At 62.2% G+C, this 11,693-nt stretch carries 18 protein-coding genes and 1 tRNA gene; 13 read left to right on the top strand and 6 right to left on the bottom strand.

Translation table 11 applies throughout. The features are described from left to right. Window positions 1-150 precede the first annotated feature (150 nt). From AC1Z3O_RS06020 to AC1Z3O_RS06065, 10 genes are all read left to right on the top strand, one after another. Window positions 151-1,044 carry a YqaJ viral recombinase family nuclease gene (locus tag AC1Z3O_RS06020; RefSeq protein ID WP_483514330.1) on the top strand — a complete coding sequence of 298 codons (894 nt, stop codon included), beginning with the start codon at window positions 151-153 and terminating at the stop codon, window positions 1,042-1,044. Window positions 1,045-1,047: 3 nt separating this feature from the next. Beyond that, window positions 1,048-2,541, top strand: coding sequence for a hypothetical protein (locus AC1Z3O_RS06025; protein WP_483514332.1), 1,494 nt, complete (start codon window positions 1,048-1,050; stop codon window positions 2,539-2,541). Then, window positions 2,538-2,804, top strand: a complete 267-nt coding sequence (locus AC1Z3O_RS06030; RefSeq protein WP_483514334.1) for a hypothetical protein — start codon at window positions 2,538-2,540, stop codon at window positions 2,802-2,804. Before AC1Z3O_RS06025 ends, AC1Z3O_RS06030 begins: the two co-directional genes overlap by 4 nt. Then, complete coding sequence (locus AC1Z3O_RS06035; RefSeq protein ID WP_483514336.1) at window positions 2,788-3,345, top strand: hypothetical protein; 558 nt, start codon at window positions 2,788-2,790, stop codon at window positions 3,343-3,345. Before AC1Z3O_RS06030 ends, AC1Z3O_RS06035 begins: the two co-directional genes overlap by 17 nt. A 30-nt stretch (window positions 3,346-3,375) precedes the next feature. After that, window positions 3,376-3,648, top strand: a complete 273-nt coding sequence (locus AC1Z3O_RS06040) for a DUF7352 domain-containing protein (RefSeq protein ID WP_483514338.1) — start codon at window positions 3,376-3,378, stop codon at window positions 3,646-3,648. Window positions 3,649-3,657: 9 nt separating this feature from the next. Further along, the gene (locus tag AC1Z3O_RS06045; RefSeq protein WP_483514340.1) at window positions 3,658-3,927 is read left to right on the top strand and encodes a hypothetical protein; all 270 of its coding nucleotides are present in this window, start codon (window positions 3,658-3,660) and stop codon (window positions 3,925-3,927) included. Continuing rightward, window positions 3,918-4,310, top strand: a complete 393-nt coding sequence (locus AC1Z3O_RS06050; protein WP_483514342.1) for a hypothetical protein — start codon at window positions 3,918-3,920, stop codon at window positions 4,308-4,310. The genes AC1Z3O_RS06045 and AC1Z3O_RS06050 overlap by 10 nt, the downstream gene beginning before the upstream one ends. Then, the gene (locus tag AC1Z3O_RS06055; RefSeq protein WP_483514344.1) at window positions 4,294-4,980 is read left to right on the top strand and encodes a hypothetical protein; all 687 of its coding nucleotides are present in this window, start codon (window positions 4,294-4,296) and stop codon (window positions 4,978-4,980) included. The genes AC1Z3O_RS06050 and AC1Z3O_RS06055 overlap by 17 nt, the downstream gene beginning before the upstream one ends. A gap of 231 nt (window positions 4,981-5,211) precedes the next feature. After that, window positions 5,212-5,706, top strand: a complete 495-nt coding sequence (locus AC1Z3O_RS06060; RefSeq protein ID WP_483514346.1) for a hypothetical protein — start codon at window positions 5,212-5,214, stop codon at window positions 5,704-5,706. A 45-nt stretch (window positions 5,707-5,751) separates the two neighbouring features. Beyond that, the gene (locus AC1Z3O_RS06065; RefSeq protein WP_483514348.1) at window positions 5,752-6,348 is read left to right on the top strand and encodes a helix-turn-helix transcriptional regulator; all 597 of its coding nucleotides are present in this window, start codon (window positions 5,752-5,754) and stop codon (window positions 6,346-6,348) included. A 30-nt stretch (window positions 6,349-6,378) separates the two neighbouring features. On the opposite strand, the gene AC1Z3O_RS06070 is transcribed toward AC1Z3O_RS06065, so the two are convergent. Continuing rightward, window positions 6,379-7,788 (bottom strand): tyrosine-type recombinase/integrase, encoded by a 1,410-nt coding sequence (locus AC1Z3O_RS06070; RefSeq protein WP_483514350.1) that lies wholly within the window; start codon window positions 7,786-7,788, stop codon window positions 6,379-6,381. 177 nt (window positions 7,789-7,965) lie between these two features. On the opposite strand from AC1Z3O_RS06070, the gene AC1Z3O_RS06075 reads away from it, so the two are divergent. After that, window positions 7,966-8,040 (top strand) — tRNA-Pro (locus tag AC1Z3O_RS06075). 89 nt (window positions 8,041-8,129) lie between these two features. Here the strand turns inward: AC1Z3O_RS06075 and AC1Z3O_RS06080 are convergent. Beyond that, window positions 8,130-9,248 (bottom strand): tyrosine-type recombinase/integrase, encoded by a 1,119-nt coding sequence (locus tag AC1Z3O_RS06080; protein WP_483514352.1) that lies wholly within the window; start codon window positions 9,246-9,248, stop codon window positions 8,130-8,132. Further along, window positions 9,245-9,484, bottom strand: coding sequence for a DUF4224 domain-containing protein (locus tag AC1Z3O_RS06085; protein ID WP_483514354.1), 240 nt, complete (start codon window positions 9,482-9,484; stop codon window positions 9,245-9,247). The genes AC1Z3O_RS06080 and AC1Z3O_RS06085 overlap by 4 nt, the downstream gene beginning before the upstream one ends. Window positions 9,485-9,619: 135 nt before the next feature. Here AC1Z3O_RS06085 and AC1Z3O_RS06090 point away from each other — a divergent pair, with 135 nt between their 5' ends. Beyond that, entirely contained in the window at window positions 9,620-9,889 is a 270-nt protein-coding gene (locus AC1Z3O_RS06090) for a hypothetical protein (RefSeq protein ID WP_483514356.1), read from the top strand. Further along, a complete protein-coding gene (locus AC1Z3O_RS06095; RefSeq protein ID WP_483514358.1) occupies window positions 9,886-10,065 on the top strand; it encodes a hypothetical protein in 180 nt (59 codons plus the stop codon). Before AC1Z3O_RS06090 ends, AC1Z3O_RS06095 begins: the two co-directional genes overlap by 4 nt. A 1-nt stretch (window position 10,066) precedes the next feature. On the opposite strand, the gene AC1Z3O_RS06100 is transcribed toward AC1Z3O_RS06095, so the two are convergent. The 3 genes from AC1Z3O_RS06100 to AC1Z3O_RS06110 are packed head-to-tail and all read right to left on the bottom strand — an operon-like array spanning window position 10,067 to window position 11,693. Next, window positions 10,067-10,987, bottom strand: a complete 921-nt coding sequence (locus AC1Z3O_RS06100) for a DNA cytosine methyltransferase (protein ID WP_483514360.1) — start codon at window positions 10,985-10,987, stop codon at window positions 10,067-10,069. Next, window positions 10,987-11,445 carry an ASCH domain-containing protein gene (locus tag AC1Z3O_RS06105; protein WP_483514363.1) on the bottom strand — a complete coding sequence of 153 codons (459 nt, stop codon included), beginning with the start codon at window positions 11,443-11,445 and terminating at the stop codon, window positions 10,987-10,989. Before AC1Z3O_RS06105 ends, AC1Z3O_RS06100 begins: the two co-directional genes overlap by 1 nt. Further along, entirely contained in the window at window positions 11,442-11,693 is a 252-nt protein-coding gene (locus tag AC1Z3O_RS06110) for a hypothetical protein (RefSeq protein WP_483514365.1), read from the bottom strand. Before AC1Z3O_RS06110 ends, AC1Z3O_RS06105 begins: the two co-directional genes overlap by 4 nt.

Below are 11,693 nucleotides of genomic sequence, written 5' to 3' on the forward strand. Positions count from 1 at the left end.
AAAGCCGGGTAATGAAAGGCCGGCAGGGCCGGGTATTGGTTTTTCATCGGTTGGGAAATGTCGCGCAATTCGGTAAATGATGAGACATTCCCGGTAGGGGGTCGGGAAAATGCAGCGTAGCGGCTGCATCACACGATACGGGGGGCGTCAATGGATCGCGCCACGTTGCTTGCGGAGCGCCGGACCGGCCTGGGCGGGTCGGATGTCGCCGCGCTGCTGAATCAGAGTCCGTACAAGACGGGCTATCAGCTATGGCTGGAAAAGACCGCACGTCTGCCCGCGCCGTCCGGCGACACCGAGCGGACCCTGTTCGGCCAGCTACTCGAAGACGTGATTGCCGACGAATACAGCCGGCGCACGGGGCAGAAAATCCGGCGGCGCAATGCCGCGATCCGGCACAAGAAACACCCCTTCATGCTGGCGCACCCGGACCGCGTGATCGAGGGTCGCCGCGCCGGTCTGGAATGCAAGAACGTCGACTACTTCGCGTTCCGCGCGGGCGATTGGGGCACCGAAGGGACCGACGAAATCCCGCTTGCCTACTTCTGGCAGTGCGCGCACTACATGGCGGTTCTGGACTATCCGGAGTGGTATCTGGCGGCGTGCGTCGGCGGCAATTCGCTGAAAATCTACCGCGTCCAGCGCGACGCGGAGCTAGAGCATCTGCTGATCGATGCCGAGTGCGAGTTCTGGACCCTGGTCGAGCAGGACATGCCGCCGGCCATCGATTACGCGCACCCGACGACCGTCGCGCTGCTGCGCCGCCTATATCCGGGCACCAATGGCGAGGCGATTGATTTCCCGGCGGACATGCTGCACTGGCACACGGTCAAGCAGGAGGCGGACGCGCTGACGAAGCGATACGAAGCCGTCAGCGACGCCGCCCGCGCGCACATGCTGGCAGCGATGGGCGAGGCCGCTGTGGCGCGTCTGCCGGACCAGTCGGGCAGCTATACCCGGAAGGTCGTCGCACGGAAAGCGTATGAGGTCGAGGCCGTCGAATACGTCGATTTCCGGTTCAAGAAAACCCCCAAAGGCGAGTAAATCATGATGAATGCAGGCATTCACCAGGGCGTAGCTTTGCCCGGCGGCGTCATGTCCGTATCGATGGGCGCGGAGATGCAACGCCAGATCGCGGAAACGCAGATGCTTTACATGATGGCGCAGGCGAGCCCGCGCGACCGTGCGCGCGCGCTTGCCGCAATTACCGATGCGTGCGCGAGTCTGAGCCTTGCCGAAAAGGCGCTGTATCAGTACGCGCGCGGCGGCAAGGACATTACCGGCCCGAGCATTCGCCTGTTGGAGAGCATCGCGCAGCTATGGGGCAACCTGTCCTTCGGCACGCACGAGCTGTCGCGCGGCGATGACTGGACCGAGGTTCAAGTGTTTGCGATTGATCTGGAGACGCGCAGCCGATCCGAACGCCGCTTCACGGTCCAGCATATCCGAGACAAGAGCGACGGCGGGCAGCGCCTGACCAGTGAGCGCGATATCTACGAGCACGTGGCGAATTTCGCCGCGCGCCGCCTGCGTGCCTGTCTCGAAGCCATCATTCCGCGCGACGTGATCGAGGCCGCTGCGAATCAGACGCGCGCGACGCTCGCGGCGAAGTGCGAGATTAATGACGCCTTCATTAACCAGACGCTGGAAGTATTCGGCGCAATCGGCGTGACGCGCGCCATGCTGGAAAAGCGCATTCAGCGCAAGCTGGAAGCGATGACGCCGCAAATCGGCGTCACGCTGCAATCGATCTATGCCGCGATTCAGGACGGCATGACGACCGCCGAGCGCGAGTTCGGCGACACGGCAGGTCCAGGCTCTGCCAGCGCGAATCCTGCAGCCGAGGCAAAGCCCGGCACGCGCACGGAAGCGGCAAAGCAGGCCATGCGCGAGCGCAAGGGCGCACCCCCTGCCAAGCCCAAGGGTGAGGACAAGCCGGGCGCTGCAGGCGGTCAGGACGTGCCCAAGGGCAAGGACAAGGGCGACGCGCCCGAGGCCGCAGGACTGGGCGACGCCGGCACCGATAACCCTGACCAGTCGGACGCAGCGAGCGAGGACGCGCCCGCAGAATCGGGTACGCCAGAAGGCGCCGCGCCGACACTCAAGCAGGTGTTGACCGCGATCACGGCGGCAAAGAAGTCAGCGACGAACGCCGCCTTTAGCGAGGCGCGCGCGCTCGCCGAGCGGCTGACCGATCCGTCCGATTTGAGCGTCGCGCAGGACTTCTTTAACGCCGCGCTGCACGAGTACAAGGCGCAGAAACAGGCAGGCCGCGCCGCTGTCGATTCGCAACCGAAGGTGAGCCCGGACCCGGCGCAGGCCGCGCAGCCCGAGATTGATCTGTCCGATTGCCCGGCGTGGAATCCCGACGACGAAATCGATCCCGCGCAGGTCGCGAAGTCCCTCACGGCGACGGACGATATCGCGGTATTGGACGCGAGCGCCGAGCTAGTCCAGTTCATCAAAGACGACGACGCCCGAATCGAACAATGGGCGGCATACAAGCGCAAGCGCGCGACTCTATCGGGGGACCAAGCATGACCGCATACGTACCGGATCGCATCGCCCGGCAATGGCGCGAAATTGCTCGCAAGCAACCGCCGAAAACGCCCGAGGAAAATCTCGAGATTCTGCGGCAATTCTTTTATGCAGGCGTCATTTTCACGCTGACGGAATTGAACGACAACGCAAATCCATTCGAGTGCATTGAGGCAATGAAAGACTTGATGTCAGAAGCGGACGCCTATTGCTTGGACTGGAAGTCATCATTTGAAAGGAAGACGGATCATGCTGACGCTAATTAATGTCCCCCTCAAGGTGCGCAGCGCGAACGGTCGCCCGGAGTTCCACGGCGACGAATCGAAGCTGGCGTTCGATCTGCATCTGGCGTGGAAGGCGAACAACGAGACGCTGGACGATCTTGCGCCCGGCCTGCGCGCGGCGCTATACGTGCCGCCCGAGACGAAGCAAAAGCGCCTGCCCAATACGGAACCGGCTTTTACCGCGCTGCGTTTCGAGGATTTCAAGCAACCGTTCCATTGGTCCGGCAAATGGGAGCATCTGAAATTGACGCTGCATTTCGGCGGCAAGAACGATTTGATCTTTCAGGACGTGTACCTAGATAAATTGAATTTCACGCAACAGCAGGGCGGCACGGTCTTATACGAATTCCGGATCGCGCTCTATCCGAACGAGGAAGAAGCCGCGCGGCTGCTGTCGCTGATCACGGGCAAGGAAGTGCGCGCGACCGTCGAGGTAATGCCGCAGGAACCGGGCACGGGCGAGGATTGGCCGTTCCCGATGAAAGCGGCGACGGGCGCGGAAGCAACAGCGGCGATCCAGTAATCGCGAGCGGTCATTGAAAGGGGGCCGGTCATGAAAAGCGCGGTCTGGAAATTTCCGCTGCGGCTGGCGGACGAACAGGAGGTCGAAATGCCGCTGTTTGCCTATCCGCTGACCGTGCAGGTTCGGCACGGGCACCCGTGCCTATGGGCGGTCGTCGATCCGATGGCATCGCGCACCGCGCCCGTGCGCGTCTACATGAGCGGCACCGGGCAGGCGCTGCATTCCGCTATCGCGCGCTATCTTGGAACAATCCAGTTGCCAGACGGGCATCTGGTCCTGCATTGCTTTTGCGAAACGCCATAGGGGCAGGCGATGTTCCTGAAATGCGATCTGTGCGGACACGAAGGGCGGCGCGACAGCGCGTGCGACGCGCAGGCATGGGACTGGTTTACGCAGCGTCTGGACCGGACCGTTCTTTTCTGCCCGGAATGCCGGCTGATCCGGCATCGGACCATCAACGCCGTGTTCCGGGCGGCGCAGGTCAGGCCGGCGGACGGCGCGCGCGTATCCGCCGATGCCGCGATCCGCGCGGCGGTCGAATACGAAAACCGCGCGACGCAATGGGAGGCGCCATGCCATTGACTGCGCAGGACGTGACAGCCGTGGCGATCCTGGTCGCGCGGACCTGCCAAATCGAAGCGCCCGGCGATTGGGCGAGCGCGGACGCCCTGCAGGAGTTCGCCGCCCAGATCATCGCGGCGGACGAAGCGAAGCGCCGCGAGCGCAATCTGACCTTGCCCAACCGGATGCAGGTCAGCGGCAGTTCGGAAGCCATCGAGGCGTTGCGCGCCTACCTGTTTCCGCTGCCGCTGACCGGCGACGAATGCGCGGACCTGATTCGCGAGGTCGAGCGCGCCGGCTTTGTCCTCAATACCCACGGCCAGCTTGTCGGGACGCTGCAGACCGCGCGTCTGCTGCTGCGCCGTTTCACCCCGGAGGTATGTCACCATGATCTATCCGACTGAGGAAGCCTTGGGCGCCTTCACGGCGCAACACGTCTTCGACTATGTCGCGGCGCATCTGCTGCGCCAGCAACGCCCGGCGCGGCGAGAGCATAACCGGGAAATAATCTGCGCCTATCGCGGCAGCGACGGCACGGCCTGCGCGGTCGGGTGCCTGATTCCCGACACTGTCTATTCGCCCAATATGGAAGGGACCAGCGTCGACGGCCTAATCCGGGCGGGTTGGGGCGAGGTCGGCGGCTTCTATTCCATGCTGCGCCGGAACGCGCAATTGCTGGCGGGTCTGCAGGTCATCCATGACCGCGTGCCGGCGGATGACTGGCCCGGCTATCTGGTCGCGTATGCGAATGGCTGCGGCCTGTCGCCCGATGTTGTGGATGCACTCAAGCCGGAAACGGTCGGAACCAGGATTCGCCCGGTCCTGCGCTATGACCCGGCCAATACCCTGTTGACATCGATTGACGACTGGATCGGGTTTCACGCCTACCACGTCCGCCAGCGCGAAAACCTTGCCCATTACCGCGATGACCGCATCGCCCAAATCGTGACCGAAGCGGAAGTGGGTCCGATTCTGCCGGATACGCTGTCGTCCTATTATCCTCTGCAAATCAAGCCCGTGGCCGTGCTTAATCTGCAGTTGCCGAATGGTATTAATCTGATCGGCGTGCCGTGATAGGGTGGGCGTCCGCTACTATTCATAACCGGGGGAGCCCGTGACCTTGATCCACTTTATTCATTGCCTAAAATGCGGCGAACGTTTTGGTCATGATAATGTGTGGACAATGGCGGGTCTGATTGAAACGCAGCGGTCCGGTCTATGCGAGCGATGCGCGATCATTGCGCAGGCGAGCGGACCGGAACCGCCGTCGAGCGGAGACACCGGCCAGCAGCCGGCGTAGTGCCCATGCAAAAAGAACAACTGTCGCGTCCAGGGGCGGCGGCAGGCGCGCGCAAACGCGCGACTTGGTCGGAACGTGCAGTGACGAAGCGCACCCGAAAGGGTGAGGAAGCGGAAAGGGTAGAGCGTGTGCAGGATTATATTCTGCGGGCATTGCATCGCGCCCCCGATATGACCGACTGGCCGAGGCCCGAACCTGGCCCCGCAGGCGACCAGAAAGCGGCCACGCGCCGGTTGCCGCGTGCCGGGCGGGGGAAACCCAAAGCGGCAGCGAGAAGCGCCACAGCGGTCGATTATGACCGTCTGCCGCCGGATACGTTAATCACGGGTCCCGAGGTCCGGGCAATCCTAGGGTGTTCGCAGCGGGTATTGCATCGCTATGTCGAGCGCAAACGCCTGCCCGAACCGGCAGTCGCGTTTTCGCAGAAGGATAAGCAATGGTATCTGGTGGACGTGCTGCGGCTGCGGGACGTGCTGTTACGCAGGGGGAAACGATCATGAGCGCGATCTATGGTGAAGGCAAAGCCATTGTCACGGACTGGTGTCATGGCAAAACCATTGCGCGCGCATTTCGTGTCCGTTTTGATGTGGAGGCCGAATATTGCATTGTTAGTTTGGGTCGACGTATCCAAGTACGGAAACACACACACGAGGGCATTGTCTTTTTGGATTTTCCTATCGAAACTGCGCGGCGTATTATATTGGACATGGACAGAAGGGACGGTTGCAAGCCAGAGACGCGCGAAGTTCAACCCATCATCATTTAATATCATGCCCGCCAAAATGGAAACCAGACGGCCTGCCGAAATCGCCGCTGCGGCGGCGCAGGCAGCAGCTGAGGCGGCATTAAACGCCGCCAGCGCGGCAGCAGCAGCGGCGCAAGCTGTCGCGGCTGCGGTCGCCCATGAAACGGCGGCGGATTTCGACGCGCCACCGCCGATCGCAGTTCCGGAAGATTTTCCCGAGGATGGATTCGTGACGCTGGCGCAGATTCTAAAAAAACTGCCAATATCGGCGCGGACATGGAAGCGGCGCGTCAAGGCGGGCATTTATCCAAAACCGATTTATCTAAGTTCTAATCATCTGGTGTGGCGCGCGGAGGAAATTCGAGCGCTATTGACGAAAATCCATGACCAGGAATAGAGAAAGCCCGGAGGATTCCGGGATTTCTCATTATTGTGCCGCTTCGATCTGATCATCCGCCGCGCGATTTCTGCGCCGTTTGATCGGCACCACGTTGCGACTGCGCTCGCCGATCAGCCACGTTAGATGCTCTCCCCATTTCTGCCAAGCGTCGCGCATCTGGTCGTCAAACGTATGGTGGAGATAATGCCCGGCGGCTTTGCTTAGGCCGGTTTCTTTCGCGTCCTGCGTATGGTTTAGGCAGCGATCCGCGATGCGGTCCGATATGCCGATGCCCTGCATACCCGTTGCCATCGTCCGGCGCAAATCCTGCAGCGTGAATTTGCCGCCGGACAAAATCAGCGCATCCGCGTTCTTGCTGCGTTTCTGCGTATCCTGTTCCTTGCCACGCTGCCGGTCCCCGATCTGCTTCGTTAAGGTCTTCGGGTTTTGCGGCTGGCGCGGGTCGCGCGCATTCGGGAAGATATAGGGACCTGCTTTTAGGCATTGCAAATCGCGCATCTGCTGCAGCGCGAAATCGGATAGATAGATATCAAACGGCGGGACCGTTTCGAATTTGCTTTTGTACTCCGGCAAACGCCAGACGCGCGCACCAAAATCAACGTCTTTCCACTTCGCGCTCGCCAATTCCGAGGCACGGACTCCCGTCGCCAGCGTCAGCAACATGCCGAACCGGGCGCGCGTTGGCATATTCGCCTTCGGCAGTCGCTGTTCAAGTTCAATGATTTCCTCGCTGGTCAGATAGCGCGTTCCGATATTCGACCGCTTCGGGTCGTAATCGCCCACCACAATTTCGGTCGCTTTCAGTTTGTGCGCGTCGCAATCGGTCAGCGCCGGACGCCATTCGCGCTCACCATTGCCCCACTTGAGCATTTGCATGATAAGGCGATAGATCAGCACGGCCTGACGGTTTTTGTTGCTGCCGTCCTTTTTGGTCTGGTCCGAAATCGCGCGCAGACAATCGCGGACCTGTTTTTTCGACAGGTCGGCCAGTTTCACGTCCCCCAAGGTAGGCAGAACGTGCAGGTCGAAACGACTCTGAATATCCGCGCCGCCGTCCTTGCGTCCTTCGCCGGCCCGCTTGACGCTAATTTCTTTCAGCCATGTATCGAACAGGTCCTTAAACGTCCGGGCGTGCAGGTCGCGCACGACGCGATGTCGGGCGGGTATCTGTTCGTCCGGCACATCAGCGCCGCGTTCTTTCGCTATCAATGCGCGCAGGGCTTCGCGCGCTTGCGCGAGGGTCATCTGACCGGGACCGTGGCCATATTGCGCGATCACGGTTTCGCGGTCCTTATTACCTGCCGAAAAACGCGCGTAGAACGTCTTTGTGCCATTCGTCGCGACGCGGATATACAGGCCCGGTTCGACTTTCTTCGTCACGGGCTTTGCGCCCGGTTTGAGGTTTTCGATTTCTTTCGCGGTCAGTGCTTTGGTCATGGTCTGCCATACCCCTTAGGAACCTGCATATTGGGAACCTGTCACAACCCGGGGAATCCCCGGGTTTTTGCGGTTCCGTCCCCGGGTTTGGTCCGGAAAAGGGGGGCTAGGCGTGTCATGGTTTGTCCCCGGGGGAACCGCTTAAAGCTATACTACACAAGGCTTTGCGGGTTGTCAGGGGGTGACAGGGAAATCAGTCAGACCTGCATGGGGTGCAGGTGGTCGGAGGTTCAAATCCTCTCGCCCCGACCAAATTAAAGCCTCTGTAATCAATCGGTTACAGAGGCTTTTCCCTTTTCTGCGCCGCGAAAAAATGGGCGAATATTGGACAGTGTCCAATATCACGCGGCAGGAAGATGCAGCCGCACGACTGAAACCGGTACGTCGCGCTGCTTGATGTAGTCCTCGGTCGTGGCCCGATCCGCATGCGCGCCGGCGACCTGCAGCTCGTCGATGTGGTAGCCCGCCTTCTTCGCGTCGGTGAGCGCCTTCGCGCGAATGTCCTTCACCACGTAGTCCATCTCACCCAGCTTCGCCCGGATCAGTCCGTCACGCCATGCGTCACGGCAGGCTGCCGCACTCTTCGGCTTCCCCTTCCGGTCCGTGATGACGTAGTCATGGAGGGGCTGGACCTTCAGCTCGCGCCGTAGAGCCCGGGCGCGCCTGAAGACGGCGGCGATCTCGGGGGTGATCGGCCAGTCCACCGCCTGCCCGGTGCTGTTCTCCGTCTTGGTCGGCTTGAACCGGATCACGCCCGCGCGCTCGTCCACCTGGGACCATCGCAGCAGCCGGATCTCGGTTGACCGCTGGCAGGTCAGGTAGCACAGGTCGACGAAGATCTGCATTTCGGGCCCGGTCGGGACCCTGGCACTGATAACCTGCGTTTTCCCCTTGATCTTCTTCTCGTAGCTGTAGCTTGCCAACGCGGCGCGGATCGCCATGAAGTGGTCGTGCGGGATGTAGACGTCGCGCACGTTCGGCTTCTTGACCTCGACCTCACGGCAGGGGTTGACCTGGGCGTGGCGGCGACGGATGGCCCAGGCGAAGAACTTGGACAGCCACGCTTTCATGGCGCGCTGGGTCGGCAGCTTGTCGGCCCAGTTCTGCAGCAGGAAGTCCTCCACCAATCCGGCGTCCACCTGCTCGATGCTGTGGTGCTTAAACGCCTTGCGGACGTCCTCGCCGCGGCGCAGCCATTCCTCCCTGAACGTGTCGGCGTATGTCGTAGCGTTCTTGTCCATGTAGATGGCGACAAGCCGCGACATGCTGCCCTCATTGCCATCCACCTCGACCTTACGCTTCTCTGCCGCCAGGCGCTCGTACATCAGCGTCTCGCCTTCGGCGACGCGGCACAGTTTGACCCACTTCTCATCCCCAGGGCGCACCCAGAAGAAACTGTTGCGGCGCACATAGACGCGGCTGGGAAGGCCATCGGCCTTGGTTCTGCGGCGAGCGTTCACGCGGCTCTCCGAAGCGGCTGCAGGGCAGGGCGCGCCACGGGCGTGTCGCCCATCGTGATGCCGACACGCTTGGCCTGCAGGATTTCGAAAGCGGCCCATGTCAGGATAATGCGCCCGTCTGCGCGCTGCACAGGCGTGATGCCGAAATGCTGCTTGAACCACGAAACCTGCGCACTGTGCCGCTTCTTCCCTGTCACGTCCTGGATGTCGTGCTCAGTCATTACTCTGCCGTCCATCCTTCTCTCCAATCCGCCACGCTTGGCGGGTCAATTCGATGATTCGTTTTGCTGCTTCGGTCAATTCACAAATCCGTTATTGCTTTTGAGACGGCTCCCATAGCCGCCGCCGGCCCCACCGATAGACTGGTCAGCATGGACACGAACGACGACGACCTGCGCGCGGAGATTGCCGCGCTGCATCTGATGGTGCGAGCCCTGGCCGAGGCGCTCCCGGCGGCCGGGCTGGCCCGCGCGGTGGCGCGCGCCAGGCTCGACTGCGCTGACCTGGCGCAGCAGCACCGGGCCGGTGGCCTGGGTGCGAATGCTGGCCGCATCCAGCGGTTGATGGAGCGGCTGGCGGGCGAGGTGGTGGGGTTGAACAGCCATGCTACGATTCCTCGAAAGGACGGGAGACTGCATTGATCGGCGACGCACTCAACGGAAAGCTGAAGGAAGACGAACGGGCGGAACGAGCAGTCCGGGCGGCGGAAATTTCGGCAGAGGCTGCTCGCCGGTCAGCCCGTTGGGCTGGGATTGCGGCACTGATCTCGCTTGCTGCGCTGCTTGTGGCGGCATGGCCGTACATCTTCAAAGGCTGATTCACGCTGCCTCCTTGATCGCGGTGATGATGTCGCGCGCCATAAGGGGCGGCACGGCATTACCCAGCAGATGCACTGCCAGCTTGTGCTGCTTCGGCAGGATGTATTGCCCGGGGAACGACATGGCGTCCCGGTTTTCTTCCTTCGTCAGCATGCGCATGCGGCCGCCGTCGACCACGGCCCAGCGGTCAAGCGTGGTGATCGTGCCAATCGGGCGATCCAGACTGCGGCCAGTAGTGCCTGACCCGCTGCCGTAGTAGGGCATCACGAAGCGGTCGCCAAAGGCTCGCCGGCCATTCCTCACCCGCTCCAGCGTCGAGGCTGCACGGCCTGGCTTCTCGATGGCCGACCAGTTTCCGGCGCTGAAGTCGATGAAGCTGGACGCCGGCACGTGCTGCCGCTGCGACAGATTCAGCATCATGGGCCGCTCGCTGCGGCTCAGGACAAGGAACAGCCGCTCGCGATGCTGCGGTACGCTGTGATCGGCGGCATCAACCAGGTGCGGCGCAATCTGGTAGCCAAGCGCCTGTAGTGCCAGTCGCCATGCTGGAAAGAGATTCCAGTCCATGAACTCGCGCACGTTTTCGACCACGCCGAACGCCGGCCGGTGATACTCCAGCGCCGAGACAACAGCCCATGCCGTCGAACGGCTGGCGTCATGCTGCGGATTGTTCGCCGCCTTGCCGCGGGCCTTGCTATGGCCTTGGCAGCAGGGCGAGGCGAGCAGGATGTCGTGTGCCGGCACGCGCGACCAGTCGGCCTGGTGCAGATCCTGGCAGACGTGGACCGCTCCCGGGTGGTTGGCGGCATGCGTTTCCACGGCAACCGGCCAATGGTTGGCCGCCCACACGACATCGATGCCAGCCATCTTCGCGCCGGTCGAGAAGCCGCCCGCGCCGGCGAAGAGGTCGATGGCCCGCATCACGCCCCTCCCTCGCGCTGTGCAGCACCCGAGTGCATTACCCGGAGCTGCGCCGCCACCTCAGCGGGCACGTCAAAGAAGCCGAGGGCGCCTTTGCACGGGACGAACGGCAAGGGCTTTGCCTCCGCGATCTGGAATCCGAACTGATCCTCCATGTGCCACGACGACGTGCGCTGTTCGGGCCGCACGCAGTTGGTGATAGTGGCCACGCCGACGATGCCACCGCGCTCCAACTCCTTCATCTTCGGCAGGGTGATGAGCGGGAAGTCCACCGAGCCAGTCTCGTACAGCTCACGCAGGTAGTGCTCCACGTCCGCGTACTCGTCGCGCGTCATTCCGTTGCTGGCATGGATCAGCACGCGGCCACGGAAGCGGGTCGGCCAAGTCCGGTTCTCGATGTCCTTGAAGCCGTTGACGATCAGCCACGCCCAGGGCTGTCGGATGGATAGGGCTTTCATGCTGCCTCCCGGATTTGCTTCAGAAACTCGGCCTCAGGCCCGAACTTCACCCAGCGGCTGAGCGCTTGGAAGGGGCTCTTCGCCGCGGCGTGGTTGATGGCGCGCGCCAGCTGTTCCAGGCGCTGGATGCGGTGCGCGACGACGACGCCAGACTCGCGGTTGATCGCCAGCAGGTGCTGTGCCTCGTCGCGCTCGCGTTCTGCGCGGGCCGCGCGCTGGCGCAGGTCGTTGATCATGGTCTGGTTCAT

The organism is Cupriavidus sp. 09_S30 (genome assembly GCF_056930435.1).

What these genes read in the sequence shown, in the direction of transcription:
- AC1Z3O_RS06055 (WP_483514344.1), top strand. Translation starts at nt 4,294, where the DNA reads ATGATCTATCCGACTGAGGAAGCCTTGGGCGCCTTCACGGCGCAACAC.
- AC1Z3O_RS06105 (WP_483514363.1), bottom strand. Translation starts at nt 11,445, where the DNA reads ATGAAAGCCCTATCCATCCGACAGCCCTGGGCGTGGCTGATCGTCAAC.
- AC1Z3O_RS06045 (WP_483514340.1), top strand. Translation starts at nt 3,658, where the DNA reads ATGTTCCTGAAATGCGATCTGTGCGGACACGAAGGGCGGCGCGACAGC.
- AC1Z3O_RS06110 (WP_483514365.1), bottom strand. Translation starts at nt 11,693, where the DNA reads ATGAACCAGACCATGATCAACGACCTGCGCCAGCGCGCGGCCCGCGCA.
- AC1Z3O_RS06065 (WP_483514348.1), top strand. Translation starts at nt 5,752, where the DNA reads ATGGCAAAACCATTGCGCGCGCATTTCGTGTCCGTTTTGATGTGGAGG.
- AC1Z3O_RS06030 (WP_483514334.1), top strand. Translation starts at nt 2,538, where the DNA reads ATGACCGCATACGTACCGGATCGCATCGCCCGGCAATGGCGCGAAATT.
- AC1Z3O_RS06085 (WP_483514354.1), bottom strand. Translation starts at nt 9,484, where the DNA reads ATGGACGGCAGAGTAATGACTGAGCACGACATCCAGGACGTGACAGGG.
- AC1Z3O_RS06040 (WP_483514338.1), top strand. Translation starts at nt 3,376, where the DNA reads ATGAAAAGCGCGGTCTGGAAATTTCCGCTGCGGCTGGCGGACGAACAG.
- AC1Z3O_RS06070 (WP_483514350.1), bottom strand. Translation starts at nt 7,788, where the DNA reads ATGACCAAAGCACTGACCGCGAAAGAAATCGAAAACCTCAAACCGGGC.
- AC1Z3O_RS06050 (WP_483514342.1), top strand. Translation starts at nt 3,918, where the DNA reads ATGCCATTGACTGCGCAGGACGTGACAGCCGTGGCGATCCTGGTCGCG.
- AC1Z3O_RS06035 (WP_483514336.1), top strand. Translation starts at nt 2,788, where the DNA reads ATGCTGACGCTAATTAATGTCCCCCTCAAGGTGCGCAGCGCGAACGGT.
- AC1Z3O_RS06020 (WP_483514330.1), top strand. Translation starts at nt 151, where the DNA reads ATGGATCGCGCCACGTTGCTTGCGGAGCGCCGGACCGGCCTGGGCGGG.
- AC1Z3O_RS06090 (WP_483514356.1), top strand. Translation starts at nt 9,620, where the DNA reads ATGGACACGAACGACGACGACCTGCGCGCGGAGATTGCCGCGCTGCAT.
- AC1Z3O_RS06100 (WP_483514360.1), bottom strand. Translation starts at nt 10,987, where the DNA reads ATGCGGGCCATCGACCTCTTCGCCGGCGCGGGCGGCTTCTCGACCGGC.
- AC1Z3O_RS06060 (WP_483514346.1), top strand. Translation starts at nt 5,212, where the DNA reads ATGCAAAAAGAACAACTGTCGCGTCCAGGGGCGGCGGCAGGCGCGCGC.
- AC1Z3O_RS06025 (WP_483514332.1), top strand. Translation starts at nt 1,048, where the DNA reads ATGATGAATGCAGGCATTCACCAGGGCGTAGCTTTGCCCGGCGGCGTC.